The organism is Rhizobacter sp. (assembly GCF_031412075.1).
GTDB lineage: Bacteria > Pseudomonadota > Gammaproteobacteria > Burkholderiales > Burkholderiaceae_C > Rhizobacter.
Genome location: NZ_JANOCG010000187.1, coordinates 1 through 10828, shown reverse-complemented (window position 1 = coordinate 10828; position 10828 = coordinate 1). Strand labels below are relative to the sequence as shown.

The window sequence follows — 10828 nt, the reverse complement described above, 5'->3', positions numbered from 1 at the left end:
AGCTTCATCTCCTGCAGCATGTCGCGGTCTTCGTTGATGCCGGCTTCGTCGAGCCCCATGCCGATGGTCACGCCGCGTCTGGCCAGCTCGTTGATCGGTGCCACGCCACTGCGCAGGCGGAAGTTGCTGCTGCAGTTGTGGCACACGCAGGTCTTGCTGTGGGCCACCAGCTCCACGTCTTCTGCGGTCAGCCACACCGCGTGGCCGAGCGTCATCCACGGGCCCAGCGCGCCCAGCTTGTGCAGGTGCTTGACGGCGGTGGTGCCGGTGCGGCGGCGCGCGTATTCCTTCTGGTAGACGGTCTCCAGCAGGTGCATGTGCATGGGCACGTCGTCGGCTTTGGCCTGCTCCACCAGCGTCATCAGGCCGTCGTCGGTGATCCAGTGCAGGTTGGCCGGCGCGAGCTGGATGCGCGTGAGCGACTGGCCGGCGTTTTGATCGCGCAGCATCTTGTAGAGCTTCATGTGGTCGCCAAAGCTCAGCGTGGCCTGCTTCAGGTGCTCGGCCAGCGGCACGCCCACGTCGCTGGGCAGGCTGGCGCAAAACTTGGCGTCGTCTTCATAGACGAGCCGGTTCTGCTCGCGCACGGCGTAGCAGTACGAAGCGCGCATGCCGATGCTCTGGTAGGCCTTGAGCACTGCGCTCGACGCGCCGTGCACCTGCTCGAAGCTGCCACGCATCCACCCATGGATGTGCTGCACGGTGGTGATGCCCGAGGCGATCATCTCGAAGGCCGAGTACAGGGTGTCGAGGTAGATGTCGAGGTCGCGCGCCGACATGCGGCTGGCGAACCACAGCTCCAGCGCGTAGTCGGGTGAGCCGAGCTGCAGCGGCGTCATGCCCACGTGGTGGTGGCTGTTGACGAAGCCGGGCAGCAGCACGTGCTGCGGGTGCTGGGTGACGGGCGCGTCGGGAAAGCGGTTGCGCATCTCGTCGAACGGGCCGACGGCCACCACCTTGCCGTGCTCATGCACCAGGGCAGCGTCGCTGATGATGTTCGGGGTGTGGCGGTCTTGCACGCCGGTGACGATCCATTTGGCGCGAACCAGGGCGGTTGTCATGTGGAATCTCCTGATGGGGGTATCTCCCGTTCGCCCTGAGCCTGTCGAAGGGCCGGCGCACAGGGCACCAGGCTTCGACAAGCTCAGCCCGAACGGAGTTGGGGCGACCGGGTGTCTGCGGTGACGGGCGTCAGATCGCAGCTTCTTGTTCGGCGAAGGCACGATCCACTTCGTCGGCCAGCAAATCGGCCAGGCGCTGGTGCAGCTCGATGCAGCGTGGGTCGCGCGGTGAGCGCGGCCGCGGCAGCTCGACCGGCACGATCTCCTTGATGCGCCCTGGCCGAGAGGTGAACACCACGATGCGGTCGGCCAGCGCCAGTGCTTCCTCGATCGAGTGCGTGACCAGCAGCACGCTCGCGCCGCTGGCGCGCCACACCTCGAGCAGGTGGCCTTGCATCTTGGCGCGCGTCTGGATGTCGAGTGCCGCAAAGGGCTCGTCCATCATCAGCACCTTGGGCCGCATGGCCAGCGCGCGCGCGAGGGCCGCACGCTGGCGCATGCCGCCTGACAGCTCGTCGGGACGCTTGTCGGCGGCGTCGGCCAGGCCCACCTTGAGCAGCAGGTCTTGTGCGATGCGCTTGCGCTTGTCGGGGAACACACCTTGCAGCTTGAGGCCGAAGGTCACGTTATCGGCGATCGTGAGCCAGGGGTAGAGCGAGGCCTCCTGGAAGATCATGCCGCGGTCGGTGCCGGGGCCGGTGATCGGCTGGCTGTCGCATTCGAGCTCGCCTTCGGTGGCCGTCTCCAACCCCGCCACCATGTAGAGCAGGCTGCTCTTGCCGCAGCCCGAGGGGCCGAGCAGCACGACAAATTCACCCGGTGCCACGTCGAACGACAGGCCGTCGATGGCGGTGAGGGCTTTCGGCGTGTCGGGGTTCCACACCTTGCGCACGTTGCGCAGGCTGATCATGGGTCGTGTCATGGCTTACTTGCCTCCCACGGCCGACGGGCCGACCCACCACAGCACACGCTGCTGCACCCACAACAAGCCGCGGTCGAACGAAAAGCCGAGCAGGCCGATCAGCGTCATCGTGAAGAACACCAGGCTCGCGTTGAAGGTGTTGCGCGCCATCATCACGATCTGCCCCAGGCCCGAGCCCACGCCCACCGCCTCGGCGATCAGCACCACCATCCACGCGGCAAAGAGGTTGAGCCGCAGCGTGACGAACAGGCTGGGCAGGATGGTCGGCAGGATCACGTGGCGAAACAGCTGGTGTTTGTTGGCGCCCATGATGCGGGCCACGTGCAGGTAGGGCGCGGGCACCGCGTCGATCTGCGACAGCGTCGACAACACGATGATGAAGAACACCGAGATGAACACGAGAAAGATCGCCGGCACGTTGCCGATGCCGAACACGAAGATCGCCACAGGCAGCCAGGCCACCGGTGAGATCGGCGTCAGCAGCGTGAGCGTGGGCAGGGTGAGCTTGCCGAAGACCGGGAAGTAGCGGATCGCCAGCCCCACCGCCACCGCGCCCACGAAGCCGAGCGCAAGGCCCAGCACCACGCGCATCGACGTCCAGGCCATCACCTCCAGGACCGACAGGAGCCCGCCGCCTTCTTCTTCCAGGCTGCGCGCGCCTGCGGGATCGAAGAACTTGAACTGCTCCGGCAGGTTGGCCAGGAACATGTGCGGCGGCGGCAGCATCAGCGGGTCGGCCAGGCCCTGCCACCAGCAGAACTCCCAGATCGCGATGAAGGTGCCCACCGAGGCCAGCCACCAGAGCGAGCGTTGCACGAAGGCAAGCACCCTGGCGCGGCTGGCAGAGGGCGGCGGGTGGTGGGCCGGCTTGGTGCCGGCCAGAGGCAGGGCTGACATGCTGGGCTCCTCGGCAAGCGCCGTCTGCTCAGGCCATCGACTTGAGCTTGAGCCCGGCGTAGAGCGCCTTGTTCTCGGCGATCACCTGCTCGAGCAGCGTCCAATCGATGGCAGCAGCCGGCGCCAGCTTCTTCACGTAGCCCAGCTCCTTCATCGACTGCCCACGGTCGAGGATGAACTGCGTGTTCTTGCGCTGGTCGATCATGATGGGCTGCTTGCTGGCGGCCAGCTTGGCGGCTTCCATCGTGGTCTTGTAGTAGGTGCCCACGGTGTCGCGCAGCGCAGCGTCGGGGTCGGCCTCGGCCTGGCTCTGCGCGAGCATCATGGCCTTGATCACCGCCTTCACGGCCTGCGGGTTTTTCTCGATCAGCGGTGTGCGCACGGCCAGCACGCAGTCGGAGTAGCTCTTGCCGTAGACGTCGCTGCCGTCGGAAAGAACAGTAGAGCCCTTGCGCGAGCTGAGGCACTGGGTGGCATAAGGCTCGATGTGGCAGATGGCGTCGACCCCACCGGCGATGAAGGCCTGGGCCAGCTCGGGCGAGGTGTTGAAGTAGCGCACCTTCACGTCCTTGAACGACATGCCGGCTTTCCTGAGGTAGTCGTAGGGCAGCACTTCGAGCGTGTCGGCCTGGAAGGTGCCGAGCGTCTTGCCCTTCAGGTCGGCGGCGCTCTTGATGCCCTCCTTGGCGATCAGGATGCAGCCGTCGACACCCGCACCGGCCACGATCTTCACCGGCGCACCCGCGTCGTACAGCGTGAGGAAGTTGGAATACGGGATCACCGACATGTCGACCTGGCCGGCGCCGAAGAGGGTGGCGATGTCGGCGTTGGTGGGGGTGACGACGAAGTCGAGGTTCACGCCGTCGGCCTTGGCCAGCTCACGCTTTTTGACCAAAAAGAATGCGAGGTTGCACAGGCCCGAGCCGTGGGTGGCCTTGATGGTGGTGGCCGCCTGGGCGGCGCCTGCCATCAGCGAGCTGGCAAAACCGACCGGCAATGCCAGGCTGACGCCGGCCGCGCTGGCGCCCTTGAGAAAGCCGCGGCGCGAGTTGCCGTGGTGGAGGGTGGAAGTGATGTGGTTGTGACGCTCAAACATGGTGTTCTCCGTAGAAAGCACCCGCTTGCGGGTGCACGTTGCTGAAAATCAACGGTGGGCTCTCAAGTCGTGAGACCACACGTTCCGTTCGGCACGCCAACCAGGAAGGCCTTCGCCCTGCGCTGGGTTGGAACGTGCAATTTGCGTACCCAAAAAACCTCACCAACTGCGTGCGTGCTCATGGCGCGAGCCGCTCGATCAGGGCTGCCACTTGCAACACACGCGCGTCTTCGAAGCGCGGCGCGACGACCTGCAAACCCACCGGCAGGCCGCGCACGAAGCCCGCGGGCACTGAGCACGCCGGCACGCCACACAGGTTGAACAAGGGCGTCAACGCGGCATGCCCGCGCGGGCCGGCGGGCCGCCCGCCGATCACGGGCGGGCCGATCTGCCCGAGCGGCCAGGCGGTCACCGGCGTGGTGGGGCACACGAGCACGTCGTGCTGCTCGAAGAAGCGTGACAAGCCGGCCACGATGGACTCGCGCTGGCGCAACACATGTGCACGCTCGGCGGGGGTGCTGGTGGCACCGGCGTCCATCTGCGCCGCGAGGTTCGGGTCGATGTCGTGGCGGCGTGTCTTCAACTGCTCGCCATGCAGTGCGTGCAGGCCGGCGTGTTGCAGCACGTTGAGCGGGTACGCGCGAACCGCTGCTGCCCAGGCCGGGTCGGCTTCGCTCACCGCCCAGCCGGCCGCGCGCAACGCGTTCACACGCTCTTCGAGCGCGGCCAGCACGTCGGCATCGATCGCAAAGTCACAGCCCAGCTGCGGGCTCCAAGCGATGCGCAACTCGCGCGGCGGCTCGCGGCTCGCGGTGGCCTCGGCCTGCCAGTCCACGCTGAGTGGTGGCGCGCTGGCATCGCTTGCGTCAAACCCCGATAGCTGGTCGAGCAGCCAAGCGCAGTCGCCCACGTTGCGCGCGAAGAGGCCCACCACCGAGACACCGTAGTTCGGCTCGGCAAAGCCCCACGGGTGGGCGATCACACCCTGCGTCGGCTTGTGCCCCACCAGGCCGCAGTGCGCGGCGGGGCGGCGCACACTGCCGCCCGCGTCGGTGCCGAGCGCCAGCAAGCCCAGGCCTGCCGCGAGGCCCGCCGCCGCACCGCCCGACGAGCCGCCCGGCGTGAGCGACGCGTCCAGCGGGTGGCGCGTGGCACCGTAGACGAGGTTGTCGGTGACACCCTTGCAGGCGAACTCGGAGCAGTTGGTGATGCCCAGCACCACCGCGCCCAGCGCACGCAGGCGCGCCACGCACCAGGCGTCACGCGGGGCCGTGAAGTCGGCAAACAGGCGCGAGCCCTGGGTCAGGGTGCGGCCTTCGACCCACAGGTTGTCTTTGATCGTGACGGGCACGCCGGCCATCGGAAGCACCTCGCCCGCGGCGATGCGCTGGTCGACACGCGTGGCCTCGGCCAGCACCGCTTCGGCATCGAACTGCACCAGCGCGTTGAGCGCCGGGTTGAGCTGTTGAACCCGCGCGATGAAGTGGCGCGCCACGTCGGCTGCGCTCAGCTCGCGGGCGTTGATGCGGGCGGCGCATTCGCGGGCGCTCCCCTCGTGCAGGGGCGTCATGGCGGGCCCGCAAACAGCGCGGTGAGTGCGGGCGACACGCCGATGACCGGGCGCCCACCGGTGGGCGAGACGCTGCCGCTGCGTGCTTTCGGCAGCTTCAACGCCACCTGCGCTTCGGCCAGCGCCACCGCACACGCCACGCCGTCGAGCAGCGGCACGTCGAGGTGAGGCTGCAATGAGGCGGCCATGGCGGCCATTGCCGCACCGGCGAGCAGCACGGCCTCGGCGCCGTCGCGCTCGACCAGCTGTCGGGCTGCGGCGAGTGCAGCGTCATGCACGCGTTGTGGGTCGCTGAAGGTCTGTTGGGGCGTCACGTCGAGTGTTGCGATGCCGGCCATGCGCGAGGCGAGGCCGTAACCTTCGGCCAGCTCGCGGTACAGCGGCCCCATGCGCCGGCCGTAGGTGACCACGCCGATGCGCGTGGCCAGGTTGCAGCCCATCAGCAGGCCGGCTTCGGTCATGCCGATCACCGGCACGCGCAGCAGCTCGCGGCAAGCCCACAGGCCGGTGTCGAGCGAAACCGCCAGGACAACCCCATCACAGTCGCCCGCGTGTTCTGCGGCGAGCTGCAGCACGCTGTGCTGGGCCAGCGCGTTCTCGGCGCGCGAGCCGATCACCAACGGGCCGAACGCGCCCGTCACCGCCTTCAGCTCGGTGCCGGGCCGCGCCACCGCGTGCGCTGCGAGCAACACGGCATCGGTGACGGCCTGCGTGGTGTTGGGGTTGATGAGCAGCAGCTTCATGGGGGCGCCCCATTGCCGTTCGCCCCGAGCCTGCCTGTCCTGAGCTCTGTCGAAGGGTCGAAGGGTGCGCCGTGCACAACGCTGGCTTCGACAGGCTCAGCCCGAACGGAGGTGAGGGGTAGGCGCGCTTCCAGCGTGTCGGCAGGGATGGGCAGCGCGAGCGAACGCCGATAGAGGGCTTCCACCGCAGCGATCACCGGTGCGGCATCGGCCTCGGCTTCGGCATACCGCCCGGCCAGGCCCTGGAACTCGGCGGCGATCTCGTCGAGCAAGGCCGCCTCGTCGATGCGCGTCAGCCGGCCACCCTGCATCGCCACGTCGCCATCGACCATGCAGAAGTCGACCCCGGCACCCCGCTCGGCGTAGGCCAGTTGGCGCAGCGGGTCGTTGAGCGGCGTGAAGCTCACGCTGTCAAGCCGGTAGCCCACCAGGTCGGCGCGGGCACCGACCTTCAGGCTGCCCAGCGTGTCGCCAAAGCCGAGCGCACGCCCCCCCGCCAGCGTGCCGGCGTGCCAGGCTTCGTGCGCCGACAGCCAGCGTGCGCCGTCGTGGCCACGCAGCTTGGACAGACCGGCCGCCGCGCCCACCACCTGCAGCATGTTGGTGGTGACGGTGGAACACGAGCCGTCGGAGCCCAGGCTCACGTTGACACCCGCATCGAGCAACTCGCGCACCGGTTGCACGCCCGAGCCCAGCAGCAGGTTGCTCCACGGGTTGTGCTGTGCGGTGGCACCGGCCTCGGCCAGCGCCGCGATCTCGCGCGGGTTGAGCCACACCGCGTGGATCAGGCTGGTGGCGGGCTTCAGGAAGCCGATCTTTGCCAGGTGCTCCACGATGGGCATGCCGTAGAACTGCAGGCCGGTGACCACCTGCATGCGGGTCTCTTGCACATGGGTGATGACGGGCAGCGCCAGCTCGTCGGCCAGGCCACGCACCCGGCGCAAGAAGCCGTCAGTGCAGCGCTGCGGCGCCGAGGCCGACACCAGCACGCCCACGCGCCGCTCGTGCGGGTGGCGGGTGGCCGCGAGGCTGTGCATCAGCTCGACAAACTGGTCGGCGCTCGGACGCGACACGGCGCGCAGGCTGGCTGCCAAGGGTGCCGGCAGCAGCTCGTCGACAAACGGAAAGTTGTCGACCATCGGCTTGTCCATCATGGCGAAGCCGAGCAGGGCGCGCACGCCGCTGTCGTCATAGGCCTGCAGCACCGCGTCGACCAGATCGTGGTCGATGGCCGCGCCCAGCGCGAGGTCGTCGACCAGCGTGGTGCAGCCGGTGCGCAGCGCTTCGATGGCGCCGATCTGCGCGCGCAGGTAAGCCTGGCGCGGTGTCAGCTTGATGGGCATGCGGCCGCGCACCAGGTGCTGCCACAGCTCCAGCGGCAGGTTTTCAGTGCGCCCGCGCTGGAAGTGCTCGTGCGAATGTTGGTGGCCGTTGACGAGGCCCGGCGCGAGCAGGCGGCGCGGCAGCTCGATCACCCGATGGGCCTGGTGGATGCCGCCGGCCGGCTCGATGGCGACGATTCGGCCGTGTTCGACCAGCACGTCGCGCGGCTGGCCGTCGAAGCTCAGCTCATCGCCGAGCAGCGCCACCGCGCCGCGCAACAGGGTGCGGGCCGAGGTCATGGAAAAGGGGTGCTGCGGGCCATCGTGACCCGACCGGACTCAAGATTCGTGCCAACAAATCAGCTGTGTAATGTCGGCATGAAGAGTGCGTATTGTCGACAATATGAAAAGACTATGCCGACAAATGGTGCGCCGCAACCCACCCCGGTGCGCGCCGCCCCGCCAGCGATCAGCGGGCCATCAGCGCCGCGGCCAGGTCGACGGCTTCGTCGCGCGGGGCTTTCAGGTCGAGCGAAGCCTCGATGTGGTTCAGGTGCTCCAGCATCAGCTCGGCCGCGCGGTCGGCACGGCGGCGGGCGATGGCGTTGAGCAGCAGCTCGTGTTCGTCTTCGCGGCAGGCGGTGGCGTGCGGCGCGTCGTAAAGAAAGATCGCCAGGCAGGTGAGGGTGGCCAGGCCGCGCATGCTGCGCGCGAGCATGCGGTTGCCGGCGTACTCGGCCAGGCGGATGTGGAACTCGCCCGCCAGCCGCACCATGGTCGGCCGGTCTTGCTGCGTGCGGGCCTCTTCTTCTTCTTCAACCAGGGCGCGCAGCCGCTCCACCGCCTCGGTGTTGCGCTGCGCGATGAAGCGGCGCACCAACGCCGGCTCGATCAAGCGGCGCGCTTCGAACACCTCGCGCGTTTCTTCGGCCGTGGGCGACGCGATGAAGGCCCCCCGGTTGGGGATGGTGCTGACCACCCCTTCATCGGCCAGGCGCGCGAGCACGTCGCGCACCTGCGCGCGGCTGGTCTCGAACAACTCGGCCAGCCGGTCTTCGACCAGCTTGGTGCCCGGCGGCAGGCGGTGCTCGAGCACGGCCTGGAGGATGCGGTCGTAGATGGCGCCGCGCAGCTCGATGCCGCTCGGGGGTGCGGCGGGAGCGACGGTCTTGCGGGCGGTTTTGTTTGCAGTCATGGGTGATTTTGTCAACGAAACCAAAGAGGCAGGCGATGAAAAATTGTAGGTGGCCGACATGAAGCGCGTGCTGCTGGGCATGCTGACCCCTTCTTCCAACACCGCGCTGGAGCCGCTCACTTCGGCCCTGCTCGCGGGCCTGCCCGAGGTGTCGGCACATTTCGGGCGCTTTCGCGTGACCGAGATTTCGCTCAAGCCGCAAGCTTTGGGCCAGTTCGACATGACGCCGATCCTGGAGGCGGCGCGGCTGCTGGCCGACGCGCGTGTCGACGTGATCGCCTGGAACGGCACCTCGTCGGGCTGGCTGGGCTTCGAGGCTGATGTGGCGCTGTGCCGGCTCATCGAGCTAGAGACGGGGGTGCGCTGCTGCACCTCGGTGCTGGCGCTCAACGAGATCATGCAGAAGACGCAGCGCCAGCGCTTTGGCTTGGTCACGCCGTATCTGGATGACGTGCAGGCGGCCATCGTTGCCAACTACACGCGCAGCGGCTTTGCGTGTGTGGCCGAACGGCACTTGAACCAGAGCGTCAACTTCTGCTTCTCTGAGGTCGAGCCGCCGCAGATCGTGCAGATGGCGCGCGAGGTGGCCGAGGCACGGCCGTCATGCATCACCACTTTTTGCACCAACCTGCGTGCGGCGCAGCTCGCGGCCGGGCTCGAGGCCGAGCTGGGCATCCCGGTGTACGACACCGTGAGCACGGCGGTGTGGAAGTCGCTGCGCCTGTGCGGCGTGGACACGCGGCGCGTCGAGGGCTGGGGCAGCCTGTTCAATGAGGAGATCGCATGAAGGAGATCACATGAGCGCGCACTTTGACCTGATCGTGCGCAACGCACGCGCCGCCACCGCGGCCGACCTGTTCAGTTGCGACATCGGCATCACCGCCGGGCGCATCACCGCGCTGGGCGAACACTTGCGGGCCGGCCCCGGCACGCGCGAGATCGACGCCGCAGGCCGCTACGTCACCCCCGGCGGTGTCGACTCGCATTGCCACATCGACCAGCCGATGCTGCCGCCCATCCGCATGGCCGACAACTTCGAGAGCGGCACCCGCTCGGCCGCCTGCGGCGGCACCACCACCGTGATCCCGTTTGCCGCGCAGCAGCGCGGGCAGGGCGTGCAGGCGGCCGTCGACGATTACCACCGCCGAGCCGACGGCCACGCGAGCGTCGACTACGCCTTCCACCTGATCGTGAGCGACCCCACGCCCGAGGTGCTGAACACCGAGCTGCCTGCGCTGATCGACCGTGGCTACACCTCGTTCAAGCTCTACATGACCTATGAAGACATGAAACTCGACGACCGGCAGATCCTCGAGCTGCTGGAGGTGGCGCGGCGCCAGGGGGCGATGGTGATGATCCACGCCGAGAACACCGACGCCATCACCTACCTCACCGAGCGCCTGCTCGAAGTGGGCAAGAGCGCCCCGCGATACCACGGGTTGTCGCGGCCGTCGCCGGTGGAGCGCGAAGCCACGCACCGTGCCATCACGCTGGCCGAGCTGGTCGACGTGCCGATTCTGCTGGTGCATGTGTCGGGCGCCGAGGCGGTGGAGCAGATCCGCTGGGCACGTGGCAAGGGGCTCAACGTGCAGGCCGAAACCTGCCCGCAGTACCTGTTTCTGACACAAGACGACCTGGCCTTGCCCGACTTCCATGGCGCGCGCTGCGTGTGCAGCCCACCGCCGCGCGACAAGGCCAACCAGCAGGTGATCTGGGACGGCCTGGTCGATGGGCTCTTCGCCGTCTTTTCGTCGGACCACGCACCGTTCAACTACGAGGACGACTCGGGCAAACGCCTGGGTGGCAAGGAGCCAGCGTTCCCCTACATCCCGAATGGTGTGCCGGGCATCGAGACGCGCATGGCCTTGCTGTTTTCAGAAGGCGTGCTCGCAGGCCGCATGCCGATCCAGCAATTTGTGGCGCTCACTGCCACCAATGCGGCTCGCCTGTACGGCCTCTACCCACGCAAGGGCACCATCGCCATCGGCAGTGATGCCGACCTGGTGATCTGGAACAGCGGCA

10 protein-coding genes are annotated in these 10828 nt (G+C 68.0%); 2 read left to right on the top strand and 8 right to left on the bottom strand.

The features are described 5' to 3' along the window. From RMO40_RS06585 to RMO40_RS06550, 8 genes are all read right to left on the bottom strand, one after another. Positions 1 to 1061 (bottom strand): amidohydrolase family protein (locus tag RMO40_RS06585; RefSeq protein WP_309718000.1); only part of this gene is annotated, 1061 nt, incomplete at its 3' end. A 130-nt stretch (positions 1062 to 1191) separates the two neighbouring features. Beyond that, on the bottom strand, positions 1192 to 1983 hold the full coding sequence (locus RMO40_RS06580; protein ID WP_309717997.1) for an ABC transporter ATP-binding protein: 792 nt from the start codon (positions 1981 to 1983) through the stop codon (positions 1192 to 1194). A gap of 3 nt (positions 1984 to 1986) precedes the next feature. Continuing rightward, a complete protein-coding gene (locus RMO40_RS06575) occupies positions 1987 to 2880 on the bottom strand; it encodes an ABC transporter permease (RefSeq protein ID WP_309717995.1) in 894 nt (297 codons plus the stop codon). Between the two features lie 28 nt (positions 2881 to 2908). Next, positions 2909 to 3976 (bottom strand): ABC transporter substrate-binding protein, encoded by a 1068-nt coding sequence (locus tag RMO40_RS06570; RefSeq protein ID WP_309717992.1) that lies wholly within the window; start codon positions 3974 to 3976, stop codon positions 2909 to 2911. Between the two features lie 178 nt (positions 3977 to 4154). After that, entirely contained in the window at positions 4155 to 5546 is a 1392-nt protein-coding gene (locus RMO40_RS06565) for an amidase (RefSeq protein WP_309717988.1), read from the bottom strand. After that, a complete protein-coding gene (locus tag RMO40_RS06560) occupies positions 5543 to 6289 on the bottom strand; it encodes an aspartate/glutamate racemase family protein (protein ID WP_309717986.1) in 747 nt (248 codons plus the stop codon). Before RMO40_RS06560 ends, RMO40_RS06565 begins: the two co-directional genes overlap by 4 nt. Then, positions 6286 to 7911 carry an amidohydrolase family protein gene (locus RMO40_RS06555; protein WP_309717984.1) on the bottom strand — a complete coding sequence of 542 codons (1626 nt, stop codon included), beginning with the start codon at positions 7909 to 7911 and terminating at the stop codon, positions 6286 to 6288. The genes RMO40_RS06560 and RMO40_RS06555 overlap by 4 nt, the downstream gene beginning before the upstream one ends. A 169-nt stretch (positions 7912 to 8080) precedes the next feature. Further along, positions 8081 to 8806: an FCD domain-containing protein gene (locus tag RMO40_RS06550; RefSeq protein ID WP_309717982.1), complete on the bottom strand. Its 726-nt coding sequence runs from the start codon at positions 8804 to 8806 to the stop codon at positions 8081 to 8083. A gap of 58 nt (positions 8807 to 8864) precedes the next feature. Between RMO40_RS06550 and RMO40_RS06545 the strand changes: the two genes are divergently transcribed. Both RMO40_RS06545 and hydA read left to right on the top strand, forming a co-directional pair. After that, entirely contained in the window at positions 8865 to 9593 is a 729-nt protein-coding gene (locus RMO40_RS06545) for an aspartate racemase/maleate isomerase family protein (RefSeq protein WP_309717980.1), read from the top strand. A gap of 10 nt (positions 9594 to 9603) precedes the next feature. Next, positions 9604 to 10828: dihydropyrimidinase (gene hydA, locus RMO40_RS06540; protein ID WP_309717978.1), on the top strand; the 1225-nt coding region annotated here is incomplete at its 3' end.